Below are 19142 nucleotides of genomic sequence, written 5' to 3'. Positions count from 1 at the left end.
TTGCTTGATCGCGCTTGTTTTTAAAATAGGCGTAGTGATTAAGTTAACTCTGTTTGTTAAAAAACGGACACGCTATATGAATAAAAAACCAATTATGCTGGTGGCGCTAATGTGCGCGCTACCTGCTTTTAGTACTTTGGCGAATGTTAAAACATTAACCCTTAAGCAAGCGCTGAGTAATACCGAACAACAAAACCCGGTATTAAAACGCTACCCGTATCATCAAAAAATATTGAGTGCGCTTAAATCACAAGCTGCACTTTCGCCTAATCCTGTTTTAAATGTTGAAGCTGAAAACTTACTGGGCACAAACAAGGCGCGTGGCATTCAAGGCGCTGAAATAACGCTTGGGCTTAGCCAACTAATAGAGCTGGGCGATAAGCGGCAACACCGTATTAATTACGCAACCGCCAATATTAAAGCCCAAGCAATACAGTATCAAAATACCCGTTTAGCCTTATTAGCAACCACTGCTGAGCGATACTACCAAGGGCTTAAATTTCAAACATTATTAAGTTTAAACAACGAGCGTAAACAGGTAGTTACCCAGGCGCTTAAAGCGATTGAACAAAGAGCCAATGCGGGTGCTGCGTCGCAAGCTGATGTAACGCGCATGCGTTATGCACTTAGCCAAGTAGAGCTTGATAAAGCCATGCTTAATAGTGAATTTGAGCGAGCCAGTTTATCGCTTAACGAGCTGTGGAGTGAGGAGCAATCCTACGATACTTTTGCTGGCAATATTAATGCAATTACTGCGCTTAAATCAGCGCAAGCACTTTTAGATGCGGTTAACCAAGCCCCTGAATTTGCATTATTACAACAGCAATATTTACAGCAAACAGCTAATTTAACACTGCAAAAAGCAAACGGACAAACCGATATTAATGTAGGGGGAGGCGTGCGCTATAACCAACAAAGCGACTCCAGCTCATTAGTGTTTTCGTTTTCTATGCCACTGCAATTAAGTAATTCAAATAGCGGAAATATTGCAGCTGCAAATAGTCAGCTCATGCTTTTAAATGAGCAGCAAGGGCAATTGCGCATCCAACTACGCCAGCAAGTACGTACTTTGTACGCTTATTATCAAGGTCGAGCTAATCAGGCGAAGCTATTATCTGATCAAATTATTCCTCAGGCACAAACATTGATCGAGCAAAGCTTAAAAAGTTATCAACGCGGACAAATTTCGGTGTTGCAATTGCTTGATGCTCAACAAGCACTTTTTGATTCTAAACGCACACTTATTACAACTCACGCAGAGCTGTACCAAGTGCTACTTACTCTTGAGCGTTTAACAGGCCAATCTTTAATTGAGACTCATCAATCATGAATAAAAATATAATCGCATTACTAGTATCACTTTCGTTTGCCAGCAGCTTTGTAAGCACAGGTGTATTTGCCTCTGCTGAGCATGGCGAGTCAGGTCATAAAGAAACAGAACAACACGAGCAAAAGCAAGGTCCACACGGCGGCTTTTTATTAACTGACCCTAAATTAACACTTGAGCTTAAATTGCAAGAATTTGCAGGTAATGTTGAGCTACGTGTATACGGCTATAAACAAAATAAGCCAATTAATATAAACGACTTAAACATAACAATGAGTTTAAAGCGCTTAGTTGAAGCGCCGCAAAATATACAGTTTGCAGCTGAGGGCGACTACCTTGTTAGCACGCAATCAATTAACGAACCGCATTCGTTTGCACTTACCGTTACTGCTAATTATAAAGGCGAGAGCATTAGCTATGAATACGACCAACACGAAGGCCGTACCACGTTAACAGAGCGAGCTATTGAGCGCGCAGGTATTAAAACCGAGATAGCGCAAAGTGGTGAAGTGGATATTACCGATACGCTTTTTGGCGTTATTGCACCAACGCAGCACGGCACGGTAGAAGTAATGGCGCCGTATGCCGGATTGATCAGCGATATTTTTGTAAGCATTGGTCAAAACGTTAAAAAAGGCGAAGTACTTGCCAATGTAACCAACCGTGAAACACTGCAAAACTACCCTATTAAAAGCCCTATTAGCGGCGTTGTAACCGAGCAATACTTAAAGCGTGGCGAGCTTGCAAGCACCAGCGCACTGATGCAAGTAGTTAACCTTAATAAAGTATGGGTTGAGTTATCGGCTTTTCCTGAAAACATTGAAAAACTAGCCATTGGTCAAAGCGCTAAAGTGTACGACTTGCATCATCATTTAAATACGCAAGGCAAAGTGTTTTTTATAGCCCCAATGATGACTGGCGGGCACATAGCGCGTGCCCGTATAGAGCTTAATAACCCAGACGGGCATTGGCGCCCAGGCATGCATATAAATAGCGATGTAAGTGTGGCTAAAATAAATGCCAGCGTGCGTGTAAAGCCACAAGCAATTCAAGAATTTAACGGTCAACCCAGTGTGTTTGTTCGTAAAAATAATGTATTTGAAGTGCGCCCCGTTACCTTAGGTGCAAAAAATAGCGAGTGGGTAGAAGTACTTACAGGCTTAAACGCAGGTAGCGAATACGTAACAGACAATAGTTATGTCATTAAAGCTGATATTTTAAAAAGCGGCGCAAGCCACGCTCACTAGGAGGCACCATGATTAATTGGATAGTTTCTTTTGCGGTTAAACGCCGCATGCTGGTGCTTGCGCTTACATTTTTATTTGCTGGATTTGGTGTATACAACATTCAAAATTTAGCAGTAGACGCAGTACCCGATATAACAAACGTACAAGTGCAAATTAATACCAAAGCGCAGGGTTTTACGCCATTAGAGGTAGAGCAACGCATTACTTATTTGGTAGAAACCGCCATGGCGGGCATACCTAAGCTTGATTACACCCGTTCGCTTTCGCGTTATGGGCTTTCGCAAGTAACGGTTATTTTTAATGAAGGCACCGATATTTATTGGGCGCGTCAGCAAATTGGTGAGCGTATTCAAAGTATTCGCTCCGACTTACCTAATAACGTAGAGCCAAACTTGGGTCCTATTGCCAGTGGTTTAGGCGAAATATTTACTTATAGTGTGCACGCCGCGCCTAATGCGTTAAAAGAAGATGGCACTGCTTACAACGCCGAAGACTTACGCACTTTGCAAGATTGGGTTATTCGTCCGCAGCTTTTAAAAGTAAAAGGCGTTACCGAAATAAACAGCCAAGGTGGTTTTGAGCGCCAATACCAAGTAGCGCCAGTGCCCGAAAAACTCATTGCCTATAAGCTTACTATTAGCGATGTAATTAGTGCACTTGAGGTTAATAACAGTAACCGAGGCGCAGGTTATATTGAGCGCTTTGACGGGCAATATTTAGTACGCTCACCAGGGCAGCTTAAAACGCTAGAAGACATAGCCAATACCGTTATAGCTAAGCGCGACGATGCACCTGTACGCATTAAAGATGTGGCTAACGTGCTTTTAGGTAAAGAGCTTAGAACCGGCGCGGCCACTTATAACGGCGAGGAAACCGTGCTCGGTACCGCCATGATGCTAATTGGCGAAAACAGCCGCGTAGTGGCAAAAGCTATGGCTGATAAGTTAGTTGATGTGCAAAAAAGCTTACCCGCTGGCGTTATTGTTGAAGCGGTTTACGACCGTACAACTCTTGTTGATAAAACCATAGCAACCGTGCAAACCAACTTATTTGAAGGTGCCGTTTTAGTGATAGTGATTTTGCTATTACTGCTGGGTAATGTAACGGGCGCGCTTATTACGGCAATGGTTATTCCGTTGAGTATGTTGTTTGCAATTACAGGTATGGTGGGTAATCGCGTATCGGGTAACCTAATGAGCCTAGGCGCAATCGATTTTGGTTTAATTGTTGATGGCGCTGTAATTGTTGTTGAAAACTGCCTGCGCCAACTCGGTGTAGCTCAGCATAAACATGGCAGGCTACTTACCTTAAACGAGCGTTTAAATGTAGTGACCGCAGCCACCAAAGAAGTATTTACACCGGCTGTGTTTGGCATTGTTATTATTATGCTGGTTTACTTACCATTATTTGCACTAAGCGGCGTTGAAGGCAAAATGTTTCAGCCAATGGCATTTACTGTAGTTGCGGCGTTAATTGGCGCGCTTATATTTGGCGTTACCTTTGTACCTGCTGCTATTGCAGTGTTTGTTCGCGGTAAGGTTGATGAAACCGAAAATGCAGTCATGCGCGGCGTTAAAAAAGTGTATAAACCATTACTTGGTATATCGCTTAAATTACCGTGGTTGATGGTGGGTATTGCCACTGCATTAGTATTAGTGCTTGGTTTTAAAGTTAAAAACATGGGCGCAGAATTTTTACCGAAACTTGATGAGGGCGATATTGCTATGCACGCGCTGCGCATTACTGGCACTGGTATTGAGCAATCTGTGCAAATGCAAAAAGAACTTGAGCAAGCCATATTAGATCAGCCTGAGGTTGCTAACGTATTTTCAAAAATTGGTACTGCCGATGTAGCAAGCGATCCTATGCCGCCCAATGTTGCCGATACTTTTTTAATACTCAAACCGCAAGATGAGTGGCCTAATCCAGCACTCACTAAAGCAGAATTGGTTCAGCAAATTCGTACCCGTGTTAACGATGTCCCTGGTAATAATTACGAATTTACACAACCAATAGAAATGCGCTTTAACGAGTTAATTGCTGGCGTGCGCGCCGATGTGGCACTGCGTATTTATGGTGACGACTTAAGCGTACTTAAAGAGTTTGGCGAAAAAGCCACAGGGCTAATGCGTAATATTGCAGGCGCTACCGATGTACGTTTGGAGCAAATGGAAGGATTGCCAACACTTTCGGTAACACCAATGCGCGACCATATGGCGTTATTGGGTTTAAGCGTAAACGATATTCAACAAACACTTGCCGCCGCTGTTGGTGGTGTGCAAACCGGACTAATTTACGAAGGCGATAAACGTTTTTCGTTATTAGTACGCCTTGATAAACGTTGGTCTAGCGATGTATCAGCACTTGCTCGTTTGCCAGTTGCTTTACCTAAAGATAGTAACCCAGAACTTGCATTTGTACCGCTTGGCGAAGTAGCAACAATCAGCATTGAAAAAGGGCCTAATCAAATAAACCGCGAAAGTGGTAAGCGTAACGTAGTGGTAACTGCCAATGTAGAGGGGCGCGATTTAGCAAGCTTTGTAAGTGATGCGCAAGCGAGCATGAATGAATCACTTAATTTACCAAGTGGCTATTGGCTTGAATACGGCGGCACGTTTGAGCAGCTACAATCGGCAAGTAAGCGATTGTCGTTGGTTGTGCCGGTCACTTTACTGCTTATATTTGGCTTACTGTATAGCGCCTTTGGATCGCTTCGTGATTCATTGATTATATTTAGTGGTGTGCCACTGGCATTAACGGGTGGTGTGCTTGCGTTATTGCTGCGCGATATGCCGCTTTCAATATCAGCGGGTGTCGGCTTTATTGCCCTAAGCGGTGTCGCGGTATTAAACGGCGTGGTTATGCTGTCGTTTATTAAGCAATTACGAAGCGATGGTTTAAGCTTGTTTGATGCAATTCACAGCGGTGCATTACAGCGCCTGCGCCCAGTATTGATGACTGCGCTGGTGGCAAGTTTAGGCTTTATACCTATGGCGCTTAATTCGGGAACGGGTTCTGAAATGCAAAAACCTCTCGCGACAGTAGTGGTTGGCGGGATTATTTCATCAACTCTACTAACACTGTTAATTTTGCCCGCGCTTTATAAGTTAGTACATTCTAAATTTACTAAAAAAGCAGAAGCTGAATTAGTTTAAATACTAGCTATTGATAATGTAATAAAAAAAGCAGCTGTACTTACAGCTGCTTTTTTATTTGGGTATTATTTAGCAAAAATACTACATTAATTATATTGAAACAGATTATCCCAACGCTCATCTAATATCGTTTTTGCGTGTTCTAAATTTATTGCGCTATACACATCACTAGTGCACGTTACCAAACGCATACGTACCAGCTTTTCAAGTGCGTCGCTAATTTCAAAATCAAGATCGCACTGGTATTTGCTTTTAAACCAATGCTCTATTTGTTCATCAAGCGTTTGGGCGGTTAAGCCGCTTTCTGATTTTAGTAAAAAGGTATACGCAAGCAGGGCTTCTTTTATGTCTTCTTCTTCGGCAGCGTCAATAAGCGTGTGAAAAACACCCGCGTTATTATCAAGGTTTTTAAAGTAGAGGTTATCGCTAAGCGCTTTCATAAATTTAATTTTACGGTTTTTAAACTTACTCCATTCTTTAAAAATAAAGCTGCCAAATACTCCCATGCCAATAGCAAAGGTAATAAAATGTTGTTGGGTCATTTCTACAGCTTCACTTCTAAAACCACCCCAAAAAGCAAACAAAGCAAGCAATAATACGATTGATGCGCCAAGTTTAGTTATAAGTACCACTGCACCGCCAACTAAAGCCGATGAGCCAATAATTGCTTTATCAATAGGGCGCATGCGTACTTCGCTATTAGGAAATAGCATTTCGAGATCGGCCTTTGGCACATTTTGAAACAGCTTTACTATGGTTGAGCTTGGCTCAAATCCCATTGGCGTTTTATTTTTAGTTTCAAAATAAGCGCTGTCTTTAAAGCGAATAAACACGGCAACACGGTCGTAATTAGTAAAGTGCAGCGGCTTTTTACGCAAGCCCCAAAAGCTGGTAATGGTTTCAGTGAGTTGCGACTCGCCACGGCGATAAAATACCACCTCTTCAAAGTCGTCAAATTCAACTTCAAGGCGCACCTTAAATAGTGACTCTTCGTTTAATGCATCTTGTAAGTCTTCATTGGTGATCACTTCAAAATTAGCGGCATTAAGCACCTTAGCAAAATCTTTAGCAAACTCATGTTGGCACTGCGCTTTTTGATCCGCCGATACTGGCGCTAACGATCGCGTGTCACTGTTGGGATCAAAAGGGGCGTAGTTGTTTTTAAGTGACTCAAGTGTTGAGTGGTAATCGTAATGAATAAGGCTTGCTAGTAAATCGCAAAATTGTTTAAACGATGTTTTTTGTGTACTGCTTTTAAGCTCTTCGCTACACATATCAACAATATCTTGCTTTCTAAAGGGAATAAAACGCGCACTTTGCATAAATTAATAACTACTGTGATAGGGAATCTAACTGCATGGGCACATAATAAAATATTCTTATGGATATTACTAATTTGTTAATGCAGTAGGACCTGTAAATTTAGTACACTGTTTTCAGCGTGTATTAACCTAAATGTGTAATTATTGGCTTATTGAATACTCTTGTTCTTATTTATAAGTGAAAAGGATTTACTATGGCCATTCAAAAAAAGCTAAAAGAAAAAACGCGTAATTTTATTGACTCTAAGCATATGCTTAGCGGTATTACAGTGACGTCATTTTTAGAGTCAACCATAGTTCCTATTCCACTCGAAGCTGTATTAGTACCGCTAATGCAAGCTCGTCGTGAAAAGCTATGGCTTATTGCGCTAATGGCTACTTTAGGCTGCATAGTGGGCGCATTGTTTGGTTATGCGTTGGGTTATTATTTATTTGATGCGGTTGGCGATTGGATTATTAATACGTTTTCGAGCCCTGAGCAATTTGAAAACGTTAAACAGCAAATGCAAGATCAAGGTTTTTGGTTTGTAATAACACTAGGCATAGTGCCTATTCCGTTTCAAATAGCGATGCTTGCAGCTGGCGCGACTAAGTACTCTATTTGGCTGTTTTTGTTGGCCTCGGGTATTGCGCGTTCTATTCGTTACTTTGGTCTGGCTATTATTGTTTATTATGCAGGTAATGAAGCTGAGCGAATCATTAGTAAACACAAAACTAAGGCCATGATCGGCATTACTATTTTAGTGTTAGGATTATGGGGACTTAGTACCTTGATTTAAGCGTAACTTTGAGTATTACCGAGGGTTTTATCTCCGCGAGGGTTTTTATTATTGTGCTATAGTTTTTAAATGAAGTACTGAAAAACCTAGCAATTAATATGATTGAAACAGTCAAACTCACCGTTAAACTTTCTAATTTTTATAAAATGCCTTTGATCAATAAAGTTTTAAGTTTAGCTTTATTGATCTATATTGCTATCTTTTCAGCCTACTCCCTAACTAACTTTCCTCCCTTACAAGTTCAAAACAATGTTTACGGTTTTACTACCGATTTTATTAATTTAATTGTTCTTATTTTTTTATTTTGGATGGTTCAGTGCTCCAAACTTTCAAAGCTTGCATATACATTTTCGACTCTCGGATTAATGCTCTGGTCCATGGGTAATACAGCTGATTTAATCGATGAGATAGTGATACAGCCTTACTGGGTAAGTATTTATTTTGAAGATTTATGCAGAACCAGCGGTATGCTTTTAACTTCCTATGGTTTATTTAAAACGATGCGCTTTGTACAAAGTATTAATAATCGATTAGCGCGTGAGCTAATTATTGATGATTTAACCAAGGTACATAACAGACGTTATTTTTATCAGCACGCTAAAGATACTCAGCACTCACCTTACGTTATTTTAATTATCGATATAGACCACTTTAAAGCAATTAATGATGAATTTGGTCATGATGTTGGTGATGTAGTGCTTAAAGAACTAGCAACTAAATACGACAATGCTTTTACGCACCAAAACAAGTTTGCTCGTCTCGGTGGTGAAGAGTTTGGTGGCTACTTGCCTACAAATAATATGACGCAAGCGTGTGATTTTTCGCAGCAATTAATTGATCTTGCGCACACCATAAATGTTCAAAATTCTCGCCACTTAACAGTAAGTATAGGTGTTGCAATGCAAACGGCTAATGAGCCTTTAGATAAAGTAATGAAGCGCGCTGATCAAGCTTTATATTTAGCTAAGAAGAGTGGCCGAGATCGTTTTGAAATTGCCCCGTAAGCGTTTTTAATTATATAAAAACACGTCCTTATTGTTTGCACATTTACTACACTTTTTAACGTTTTCGTAAGGAAATGTCAGTGAGGGTAATGCTTTGTAAATCATGAAATTAAAATAGAATGTTTGGGTCATAATGGGGATATTAATAATAAGGAATAACCTTAATGACCAACTCCCTTTTAAAAGCTGCATTACCCTTAAGTCTAATTACTATTTTGTCGGGCTGCGGCTCTGATGATAGCTCAAGCTCTACAGGTTACATCCAATTGTATAACGGCTCTTACAATAGCCCATATACACGTTTGTTTGTTGAAGAAACAGAGCGCTCAGGCGCTGATTTTGCCGATGTAACTACTCGCCATAACTACAGTACAGGCACTTATGATGTAAGTTTTGAATACCTAGATGCTAACGACAGCTATATAACAATTAGCGACCAAGAAATTTCTATTAAAGGTGATAAAACACAGTTAGTAGTAATGAGCGGCAACTTTGATGAGCCTACATTTACAGAGCTTAGCGTACCTATCACAAGCGATACGGGTGAGTTTAACTTAGGGTTTTATAATATTGCAGGGGAGGATACTAACTACGATATTTACTTAGCAACAGATGATGGCGTATTTGAAAGCGCGACACTTTTTTCATCGGCTCAATATTTAAGTGAGTTAGATCTGCAAAGCATTGATGAAGGCTATTACACTATTTACATAACAGAAGCGGGCAGCAGTGATGTTGTGTACGAGTCGTCATCTGTTTATTTATACGACGAAGCAAGCTATGTAGCAATGATCCGCCCAAGTTATGCTACAGAAGAAGGCGGTATTACGCTTGATGTAGTAACCGATAACAACTACGTTACTGAGCTTAAACATCAATCTGCCCTGGGGCAATTACGTTTTATAAATACGGTTGATGACTACTCGCCAGTGAGCTTTTCTGCTACACGCGGTACAACTGTAAACACAACAAATACAGTCGCTAGTGACTCTTATACCGATTATGTTGAACTTTCGCCTAATAGTTACAGCGTAGCGATGTACGACGAAGAAGGTACAAAACTAGCTGATAACTTTTTAATGACGCTAGAGCGTGAGCAAAGTGCGGTGGGTATTTTTTATAACGACGCAGATAACGGTTTACGTATGATGAGCGTTGAAGAAAACCTAACACCAAGTAGTTACAGCCATACGGTATCGGTTGTAAACCTAATTGAAAGCTACGCAGGGCAATCGGTTTCAGATGTTGATGTGTACTTTACACTTAACGGCGAAACAGTAGACGACACCAGTAACGTAGTCGATGGCCTAGATAAGTATGACCAAGAAGAGCAGGTTGTAGATAACGAAATTTACACTGTTTATGTTGTATATGAAGATAATGGTCAGCAAATTGTGCTTATTCAACAAAGCGATATGGACTTTACACAAGAGGGTAACTACATATTGATTTTAGAGCATGATGAAACAACAAGCTCAGGTTATAAAATGACCCTAGAGCGCACTATTACCGATAGTGTTGAATAAATCTAAACATATTAAGTAGCATAAAGCCTAAGCACTTTAAGTACTTAGGCTTTTTTATTGAACAAAATTTACCTACTCATTAATAATTAGGTACACTCAGGGCATAATAATTAATAAGAGTGTGCCATGGATGATTTAGTTGGGTTAGCCGTTATAGTAATACTGGTTGTAGTTGCCGGTGCTATCTGCGGCTTAATAGCGCTAGTGCAGTTAAATGGATTAAAACAAGAAGTGGCTGTTTTAAGGGCCAAAGTAACACACTTACAAACACATAAACCGATATCGCAAAGTGAACCTCAAAGCGAAGCATCTACTGCTCAGGCAGCGCTTTCAAGGTCTGAGCCAATTGCTCATAAAACACAGCCAAACTTAACGTCCCAAAGCGTGTCGCCACCTGTAATAAATCAGCCATCAGCGCCTCCTAAAAAAACCAAACCAGCTGAAGCATCAGCCATAGAATTACTATTTAATAAACTACGCGCAGGGTTTGAGCAAAACTGGATGACCTGGATAGGCGCTATCGCCCTTGCTTTTGGTGGCATATTTTTAGCTAAATACAGCCTAGAGGCGGGATTATTATCGCCTGTAATGAGGCTGAGCTTAGGCGGCTTATTTGGGCTTGGCCTAATTGCAGCCGCGGCTTATTTACACCATAAACGCATTGTATTTGAAGGCTTTAATAATTACATACCCGCAGCGCTTGCAAGCGGCGGGTTTATTACCTGTTTTGCTTTAACGCTTTTAGCTTACAGCAGTTACGACATGCTGAGCCCTACCGTGGCATTTTTTGCGTTAGCTATTATAGCAATTAGTGCAAGCGCGATGGCGCTTAGGTTAGGCCCGCTATTGGCCGTGCTTGGTATTATTGGCGCTTACAGCGTACCAATATGGGTTAGCACTGGCAGTGGTAACTTGTTTGCATTATTTATGTATGTTGGCTTTGTAAGTTTGTCGGCCGCGTTAGTTGCACATAAAGTACAGCGAGCTTGGTTGTGGTATTTATTATGGGCAGGGCATATTGGTTGGTATTTAGTTGGTTTTACATTACTTAAAATTAATACCGTTTGGTTAATGGGAACGTTTGCTCTACTGAGTATTATCGGGTTAATTGCTATACCGAGCTTAGGTCTAAAACTGAATGTTATTGAACATCGCCCGCACAGTTTAAAACGCTTAATTAACGTGCTTCCAGATCATGCATTATTACTCGCCTTTATAGCACCCTTAATATTTACAATGCTAATAAGTCACTTTGATATGCAGTGGCAAACAATCGGTGTGTTGAGTATTGTACTAATGTTATTTTTAGTCCTTAAAAATAGCCGCTGGGATATTTGGCAAGCAGTAGCATTAGCAAGTGCAGCGCTATTGGTTATAAGTGCTGAACGCACGCATCTTTCGCCAAACCTATTTGATGACGCCCTCTTTATATTCAAAAATGAATACGGTTTGGGTTTATTACTCGGATTGTTACTTACCGCTTTTGGGCTTTATTACGGTAAAAAACAGATTAAGCGTTTAGCGTTTCATATTACGGGGGCATTTAGTGTATTTGTAATGATAGCGACTTTATATACGCTTATTCCTAATTTTGCGTTAAGTACTGCATATCCACTTTGGGCCGTTGTATTGTTTGTAGTGGCGGCTATTTTAATAAAGCTCGCGCAGCATAATACAACGCTATTTCAGCGTTTTACTTATTGGGTAGGCGCTAATGCCAATATTACGTTAGCAATTACCATGCTACTAAGTGACAGCGGCCTAACCATTGCTCTTGCTGTACAAGTATTACTTATAAGCGTACTTATTAAACGCTATAGCGTGCCTATGCCACATTGGCCTATAAAAGCCTTGGTTGCTGCGTTATTACTGCGCCTTACGCTTTCACCTTGGACGCCAAGTTACGATGCACTCACGGTATTTGGTTTGCATTGGAGCATAGTGGTTTACCCGTTATGTATCGCGTTATTTTTTGCCGCAGCTAAGTGCTTTGACTCATCAAAACTTAAAATATGGCTGGAAGGTGCAGCGCTTCATTGTTTAGCGCTTTTTATTACAACCGAAACAAGTTATCAGTTAGTAGGGCATTATCCGCAATTTGATTCACTTAACTTTTACGAACAAATACTCCTTACCTGTAACTGGCTGGCATTAGGGTGTGTGTATTTACACAGAGCAAAACTTGCCGGTACTTTAGCTAAGTTATACCAAGTGGCGGGCTTTGCACTTGCAGGGTTAGCAGGGCTTTTTGCTATTAAGACACTACTTGACGATAACCCATTATTTGAATCACTTTACATAGGTGAGCTGCCAATATTTAACTGGTTATTACTATTGTGGTTAGTACCTGCAGGATTAACGCTTTGGCTGGCCAAGCTTGTAAAACCAATAAATGCTAAAGCTACGCCATTTATATTGGCCGTTGCGGGTGGGTTTATATTATTGGCAATAAACAGCTTTATTCGCCAATACTGGCAAGGTCCTTACATTTACTTATCAAAAGGCGCAAGTAATGCAGAGCTTTATAGCTACTCTGTTATTTGGTTAGTAATGGGGGCGGGTACTGTTATTTTTGGTCATTTAAAAAACCAGTTATTAATACAAAAAATAGGCTTAGGCTTACTAGCTGCAGTTATTGTTAAAGTGTTTTTAATTGATATGGCTAACTTGGAGGGCTTACTTAAAGCGCTTTCGTTTATTGGATTGGGACTTTCGTTGGTGGGGTTAAGTTGGTTATTCCAAAAGCTTAGAAGCCGAGTAAATCCAGTTTAACTTTTGAACACTTTATAAAGCAAAGCCCAGTGAAGATACTGGGCTTTTTGTTTTACGCTATTACTTGATAGCTTTTAACTTGATCACTTTTTGCTCGCTTATTATGTACTGTGATTAAGCAGTGCCTTTAGTTTGCCCGGTTTAATTGGTTTACTTAAATAATGAATATTAGCGGCTTTGGTTTCTTGTTTAAGCTCGGTGTCGCGCACTGCGGTAATTAAAATAGCGGGTACTTGGCTTTGCCAAATTTCGCGCAGGGTTTTAATTAGCGTTATGCCATCGCAGTCATTACCTAATTGGTAGTCCATTAAAATAACATCGGGTGCACCGTTTTGCTTAGCGTGCGCCAGTACATTATTTACATTATCAAATAGCGTGTAATTAGCTTGCCACTTTTTAAGTAAGCTTGCCATTGCAGCTAGGTTTTCAGGGTCGTCGTCTACGGCAACAATATTAATTGCTGCACGGTTTTCTATTAGGCTGTTTGTCGTACTTTTTTGTTGTACAAACTGCTCGTCACCATAAGGTACTTCAATGCTAAAACGGCTACCTTTATTGGGCTCAGAATGCACATCAAGCGGCAAACTTAATAAGTCAGCCATACGTTTTACAACACCTAAGCCTAAGCCTACGCCTTTGTTATCGCCCGACTCAACACGGTAAAAGTCGTTAAATATTTTAGCTTGCTCTACTTCGCTAATACCAGGGCCTGTATCCCATACTTCTATTCGTAAATTGTGCTTTCGGTTCCTACAGGCAATTAATACACGGCCATTATCGGTGTATTTAACTGCATTAGAGACCAAGTTTTGAATAATTCGGCGCAAATAGGTTATATCGCTGTGCACAATTTGCTGGTGTGAACGCACACTAAGCTTAAGGCCTTTATCACTTGATAAAATAGCGTATTCACTTTGCAATGGCGCTAAAATATCTTCAATATAAAAGTGGCGAGGGGTTGGGGTCATAGCGCCTTGTTCTAGCTTGGCTATTTCAAGTAGTGCCGACATTAAATGCACGGTTGAATCGAGACTGTCGCCTAATTTTTCAAAGCTGTTTTGGTTAGTGCTGTCGAGTTGCTTTTCGTCAATGGCAGCAAGGTATAAACGTGCTGCGTTTAACGGCTGTAAAATGTCGTGGCTCGCCAGTGCTAAAAAGCGCGTTTTACTGTCGTTGGCTTGCTCTGCTTCTCGTTTGGCTAAAGTAAGTGCTTGCTCGGTTTGTACACGGCTATCTATTTGAGCTTGTAAGTCTCTATTAATGGTTTGCACTTCTTGAGTTCGCGCTTCTATGCGGTTTTCAAGATCCATGTTTACTTCTTCAAGCGCATTTTGCGTACTTATGTGATTGGTAATATCCGAAAAGCTGGTAACAAATCCGCCATCGGGCAGCGGGTTACCAATCATTTCGTATACTTGGCCATTACGACGGTGGCGAATAAAGTGATGTGAGCTGCCGTATTTTAAATGCTGCACACGTTTTTCTACTTGGCGTTCTATTTCGCCAGGGCCACATTCACCACGGTTAGCGTTGTATCTAATAATATCTTCTATGGGTTGGCCTACTTCTAAAAATCCTTCAGGGTAGCCGAACATTTCGCTGTAGCGTTTATTCCAAGCTACTAGCTTTAAATCTTTATCTACAACCGAAATACCATGGCTTAAATTTTCGAGTGAGGTAAATAACAGATTTTGATTAAATTGCAGCGCTTGTGTGGTTTCGTCAAAAAAGTTTACAACTTCTTCAAACGCCATACGCTTACCCGACGATACCGTATGTATTAACGCTTGTGCGGAAGATGCGCCCAGCACGCCTGTTAACGCGCGTTCGCAGTAGGCTATAAATTCAGGCTCTGGGTGTGCGTTGTTATCGCTCAAGTGATGGGCGAGCGCGTAATGCGCCAATACTTGTTGGCTGCGCTGAATACCTAAAAAGGTTTGCAGTAGTATTTTAAAGTCGTAAACAGTGGCTTTTACGTCTTTATTTAAGCGCCTTGATAAAATAGCCTGATCTTTAGGGTTAACAAAAGCAGCTGCCTGAATCTTATCAATTAAGCGCTCCTCAGCCCCAAGTGAAAAACTAATATAACACCCAATATTGGCAAACAAAGCTATCAAGGTTCCACGCGTTATAAGCGTTTGTTGTAGCTCGCTATCAAGCGTTGCTCCGGCATCGAGTATTGGCAGCATTAAAAATAGTACCCAGCAAATAAAGCCCGCTACTAAACCTGCATAAACCCCATAAGCATGGCCTTTTCGCCAGTATAAACCGCCCACAATAGCGGGTAATAATTGAGTAACAAGTGAAAAAGCAACTAAGCCCATACTTGCCAGTGCGCTGCTATGGCCAAACCATTGCTGATAGAAATAGGCCAAAATTAATATGCCTGCAATAGCAAAGCGCCTTACAAGTAAAATTCGAGACTTATAACTGGTAGTAATTAAGTTGCGTTTAAATTTACGGCGTAGCATTAACGGTAATACCACATCGTTTGAAATCATCGTGCTCAACGTTAACGTGGCTACCACTATCATTGCGGTAGCGGCAGATAAACCGCCTATAAATACAAAGGTGGTTAAAAAGGAATTGTCGTTAATTAAAGGTAGGGCAAGTACAAAGCTGTCGGGTGAATAGCCACTGCCAATTTCAGGATGAATAGCCGCTGTGGCAATAGGTAAAATCATTGCGGCGGTTAACAGTAAATACAGCGGAAAAGCCCAGCGAGCGGTAAGTAAGTGACGTTTATTTTGATTGTCGACCACGGTTACATGAAACTGACGTGGTAAACATATAATAGCCGCCGCAGCCATTAAAGACTGACCAATAAAGTTAAAACTAAAAAAGTTAAAGTTAGTCCAGTGATCCCAAATCGATTCGGTTACTTTATTTGCAGCGGTTTCGGGCAAGTTAAATAGTGTAAATACTGCAAGTCCAGCAACAGCAATAAGGGCAATCAGTTTAATCATTGATTCAAATGCAACAGCAAGCATTAACCCAGAACGATATTCAGTTACATCAACCTTGCGTGTACCAAAAAATATGGCAAATAAGGCCATAATTAATGTAGCCGAAAGCGCGAGCATATCACCGGATATTTTAGTGCTACTTTGCAGCAGTAAAAAGCTGGTACTGAGCGCTTTTAATTGCAGTGCAATGTAGGGAATAGTCGCCAGTAACGCGATTACAGTAACCATAATCGCCGTAGTTTGGCGTTTGCCGTAACGAGCTGAAATAAAATCGGCAATAGTCGTTATGTTTTGCTTTTTACTCACAAGTACCAATTTACGTAAAAACCCTTGGCCGAAAAAAAACAACAAAGCAGGGCCAAGTAAAATGGGTAAATAACTCCAACTGCTGGTGGCCGCTGTACCTACCGAGCCGTAATAAGTCCACGACGTACAATAAATGCCTAATGACAGTGAATATACAAAAGGATGGTGGCTAATACGCTTTGCCAAAGGTGTTGTTTTATCGCCCCAGTTGGCAAGCCAAAACAGCACACCTATATAACTTAAAGCAACAATAATGAGTACGGCAGTCATGTTGTTATTAAACCTTATTATTTTAAATAGTTCCTCAACCCTATGAGGAATTAACACAATACCAGAACTCCTAGCGAGTGTGCGTGCAGATTTTTATTTCTAAATGGTATTTATATTTTAAGTTGTTGAATTTAAGTGGTTAAATTTAAATTTGTAATTATATTAGACTAATGTCGCAGTATTAACTAATTTGTAACATTTCCTGTATTTTAAATATCCATAAATGATTAACTTTATGTAATTAAAAGGTTTTTGGTTTTTTAAATAAAATTCAATCTGCAGTTTACGTAAACGTTAACAAGCTGTTACGACTATGGTCTCAATTCAATATTTAACCAGCGTTGCTAAATTGGTAAGCGAAGATAAAAAACCACTCATCGCGATATTGCGGTGCTTAAAGGGGAAAACAAAAATGGCTTTTAAAGATGAAGAACAAGCAAAAGCTTATTGGGCAGAAAACATTTCACTGTTATTTAAACTATTAGCAGTGTGGTTTATCGTGTCTTTCGGCTTTGGCATATTACTGGTTGATGTACTTAATGAAGTGCGTTTTTTTGGGTTTAAACTTGGCTTCTGGTTCGCCCAGCAAGGCGCGATTTATACCTTTGTTGCTTTGATTTTTGTGTACGTTTTCAAAATGAATACGTTAGATAAAAAATACGGCGTAGACGAATAGGAGCTAAGCAATGGATGTTCAAACACTCACGTTTATAATTGTTGGTTTAAGCTTTGCGCTTTATATCGGCATAGCAATTTGGGCCCGAGCGGGTTCAACTAAAGAGTTTTATGTAGCAGGCGGCGGCGTACCTCCTCTTGCTAATGGTATGGCAACGGCTGCCGATTGGATGAGCGCCGCGTCGTTTATTTCAATGGCGGGTATTATTTCGTTTGCAGGTTACGATGGCAGCGTTTACTTAATGGGGTGGACTGGTGGTTATGTACTATTAGCTATGTGTTTAGCGCCTTACTTACGTAAATTCGGCAAGTTTACCGTGCCTGACTTTATTGGCGACCGTTACTATTCACGCACCGCGCGTTTAGTGGCAATTGTATGTGCCATATTCATTTGTTTCACTTACATTGCAGGGCAAATGCGTGGTGTAGGCGTGGTATTTTCACGCTTTTTAGAAGTAGAAATTGAAACCGGTGTTTACATTGGTATGGTGATTGTATTTTTCTACGCCGTACTTGGCGGTATGAAAGGCATTACCTATACACAAGTAGCGCAGTATTGTGTACTTGTATTTGCCTACCTTGTACCAGCCATTTTTATCTCGATGATGATGACGGGTCACTTCTTCCCACAAACCGGTTTTGGTGCCACATTAATTGGCAGCGATGGCGTGTACGTACTTGATAAACTAGACGGCTTAAGCGCTGAACTTGGTTTTGCGCAATATACCGAAGGCTCTAAGAGCATGATTGACGTGTTCGCTATTACTGGCGCGTTAATGGTAGGTACTGCTGGTTTACCACACGTAATTGTTCGCTTTTTCACTGTACCTCGCGTAAAAGACACGCGTATTTCTGCAGCATGGACACTTGTGTTCATCGCGATTGTTTATACTACAGCACCTGCGGTTGCAGCCTTTGCTCGAGTAAACATGGTTGATACTATTAATGGTAAAGACGGTAGCGGTACAGCTTACGCAGAAGCACCAGGATGGATTAAAAACTGGGAGCGTACAGGTTTAATTACATTTGATGATAAAAACGGCGATGGCAAAATGTTCTACACGGCGGGTAAAATCACCGATCCGAACAGTGCTAACGAAGTAAACGTAGACCGCGACATTATGGTATTAGCAAATCCAGAGATTGCTAACTTACCAGCATGGGTAATCGCACTTGTAGCTGCTGGTGGTATTGCCGCTGCACTTTCTACAACAGCAGGTTTACTACTGGTTATTTCGACCTCCGTTTCGCACGATTTACTCAAGCGAACTCTCAAGCCCGATATTACCGACAAGCAAGAGTTACTTGCAGCGAGGTTGGCAGCCATGGTCGCTATTGTTATCTCCGCGTACTTTGGTATTAACCCGCCTGGGTTTGTGGCATCGGTAGTGGCATTTGCATTCGGCCTGGCGGCAGCGAGTTTCTTCCCAGCAATTATTATGGGTATATTCTCTAAAACAATGAACCGCGAAGGCGCAATTGCAGGCATGGTAACGGGTATTGGCTTTACCGCTGCGTATATCATCTTCTTCAAGTTTGTTAGCCCAGAGCTAAACAGCCCTGAAAACTGGTTCTTAGGTATTTCACCTGAAGGTATTGGCTTAATTGGTATGATTATTAACTTTGCAGTTGCTGCAATTGTTCTTAAGTTTACTAAACCCACACCAGTTGAAATTCAAGAAATGGTTGAAAGCATTCGTAACCCTAAAGGGTCTGCAGAAGCACACGACCACTAGGCTACAATTTATAGATATAGTTTAGAAAACATAAAGCACCCAAAGCCCGACTTTAGT

At 40.9% G+C, this 19142-nt stretch carries 11 protein-coding genes; 9 read left to right on the top strand and 2 right to left on the bottom strand.

The features are described from left to right. The first annotated feature begins 76 nt into the window (after positions 1 to 76). Genes P20429_RS00410 through P20429_RS00420 form a run of 3 tightly spaced genes read left to right on the top strand, consistent with a single transcriptional unit; the run spans position 77 to position 5729 of the window. Positions 77 to 1330, top strand: a complete 1254-nt coding sequence (locus P20429_RS00410; protein WP_007587195.1) for a TolC family protein — start codon at positions 77 to 79, stop codon at positions 1328 to 1330. After that, on the top strand, positions 1327 to 2574 hold the full coding sequence (locus P20429_RS00415; RefSeq protein WP_007587194.1) for an efflux RND transporter periplasmic adaptor subunit: 1248 nt from the start codon (positions 1327 to 1329) through the stop codon (positions 2572 to 2574). Before P20429_RS00410 ends, P20429_RS00415 begins: the two co-directional genes overlap by 4 nt. Positions 2575 to 2582: 8 nt before the next feature. Next, a complete protein-coding gene (locus tag P20429_RS00420; RefSeq protein WP_007587192.1) occupies positions 2583 to 5729 on the top strand; it encodes an efflux RND transporter permease subunit in 3147 nt (1048 codons plus the stop codon). Between the two features lie 86 nt (positions 5730 to 5815). Here the strand turns inward: P20429_RS00420 and P20429_RS00425 are convergent, their stop codons facing one another. Beyond that, positions 5816 to 7051, bottom strand: coding sequence for a TMEM143 family protein (locus P20429_RS00425; protein WP_007587190.1), 1236 nt, complete (start codon positions 7049 to 7051; stop codon positions 5816 to 5818). Between the two features lie 194 nt (positions 7052 to 7245). Between P20429_RS00425 and P20429_RS00430 the strand changes: the two genes are divergently transcribed. The 4 genes from P20429_RS00430 (at position 7246) to P20429_RS00440 (ending at position 13132) form a co-directional block, all read left to right on the top strand. Continuing rightward, positions 7246 to 7830 (top strand): YqaA family protein, encoded by a 585-nt coding sequence (locus tag P20429_RS00430; RefSeq protein WP_007587189.1) that lies wholly within the window; start codon positions 7246 to 7248, stop codon positions 7828 to 7830. 98 nt (positions 7831 to 7928) lie between these two features. Next, on the top strand, positions 7929 to 8834 hold the full coding sequence (locus P20429_RS20040; RefSeq protein ID WP_033027217.1) for a GGDEF domain-containing protein: 906 nt from the start codon (positions 7929 to 7931) through the stop codon (positions 8832 to 8834). Between the two features lie 164 nt (positions 8835 to 8998). After that, positions 8999 to 10360 (top strand): hypothetical protein, encoded by a 1362-nt coding sequence (locus P20429_RS00435; protein ID WP_007587187.1) that lies wholly within the window; start codon positions 8999 to 9001, stop codon positions 10358 to 10360. Between the two features lie 126 nt (positions 10361 to 10486). Continuing rightward, positions 10487 to 13132 (top strand): DUF2339 domain-containing protein, encoded by a 2646-nt coding sequence (locus P20429_RS00440; RefSeq protein WP_007587186.1) that lies wholly within the window; start codon positions 10487 to 10489, stop codon positions 13130 to 13132. Between the two features lie 101 nt (positions 13133 to 13233). Here P20429_RS00440 and P20429_RS00445 read toward each other — a convergent pair whose 3' ends face one another. Then, positions 13234 to 16674, bottom strand: a complete 3441-nt coding sequence (locus P20429_RS00445) for a PAS-domain containing protein (RefSeq protein WP_007587185.1) — start codon at positions 16672 to 16674, stop codon at positions 13234 to 13236. Positions 16675 to 17086: 412 nt separating this feature from the next. On the opposite strand from P20429_RS00445, the gene P20429_RS00450 reads away from it, so the two are divergent. Together P20429_RS00450 and P20429_RS00455 are read left to right on the top strand one after the other, a co-directional pair. Continuing rightward, positions 17087 to 17350 carry a DUF4212 domain-containing protein gene (locus tag P20429_RS00450; protein WP_007377498.1) on the top strand — a complete coding sequence of 88 codons (264 nt, stop codon included), beginning with the start codon at positions 17087 to 17089 and terminating at the stop codon, positions 17348 to 17350. A 10-nt stretch (positions 17351 to 17360) separates the two neighbouring features. After that, positions 17361 to 19085 (top strand): sodium:solute symporter family protein, encoded by a 1725-nt coding sequence (locus tag P20429_RS00455; protein WP_007587184.1) that lies wholly within the window; start codon positions 17361 to 17363, stop codon positions 19083 to 19085. Positions 19086 to 19142 lie beyond the last annotated feature (57 nt).

Origin of the sequence: Pseudoalteromonas sp. BSi20429, from assembly GCF_000238895.1 — a bacterium.
Classification (GTDB): Bacteria; Pseudomonadota; Gammaproteobacteria; order Enterobacterales; family Alteromonadaceae; genus Pseudoalteromonas; species Pseudoalteromonas arctica.
The sequence above is the reverse complement of the archived record's forward strand: the minus strand, read 5'-3'. Positions and strand labels throughout refer to the sequence as shown.

Coding starts and splice junctions, on each gene's coding strand:
- P20429_RS00410 (WP_007587195.1), top strand. CDS start 77: ATGAATAAAAAACCAATTATGCTGGTGGCGCTAATGTGCGCGCTACCT.
- P20429_RS00415 (WP_007587194.1), top strand. CDS start 1,327: ATGAATAAAAATATAATCGCATTACTAGTATCACTTTCGTTTGCCAGC.
- P20429_RS00420 (WP_007587192.1), top strand. CDS start 2,583: ATGATTAATTGGATAGTTTCTTTTGCGGTTAAACGCCGCATGCTGGTG.
- P20429_RS00425 (WP_007587190.1), bottom strand. CDS start 7,051: ATGCAAAGTGCGCGTTTTATTCCCTTTAGAAAGCAAGATATTGTTGAT.
- P20429_RS00430 (WP_007587189.1), top strand. CDS start 7,246: ATGGCCATTCAAAAAAAGCTAAAAGAAAAAACGCGTAATTTTATTGAC.
- P20429_RS20040 (WP_033027217.1), top strand. CDS start 7,929: ATGATTGAAACAGTCAAACTCACCGTTAAACTTTCTAATTTTTATAAA.
- P20429_RS00435 (WP_007587187.1), top strand. CDS start 8,999: ATGACCAACTCCCTTTTAAAAGCTGCATTACCCTTAAGTCTAATTACT.
- P20429_RS00440 (WP_007587186.1), top strand. CDS start 10,487: ATGGATGATTTAGTTGGGTTAGCCGTTATAGTAATACTGGTTGTAGTT.
- P20429_RS00445 (WP_007587185.1), bottom strand. CDS start 16,674: ATGACTGCCGTACTCATTATTGTTGCTTTAAGTTATATAGGTGTGCTG.
- P20429_RS00450 (WP_007377498.1), top strand. CDS start 17,087: ATGGCTTTTAAAGATGAAGAACAAGCAAAAGCTTATTGGGCAGAAAAC.
- P20429_RS00455 (WP_007587184.1), top strand. CDS start 17,361: ATGGATGTTCAAACACTCACGTTTATAATTGTTGGTTTAAGCTTTGCG.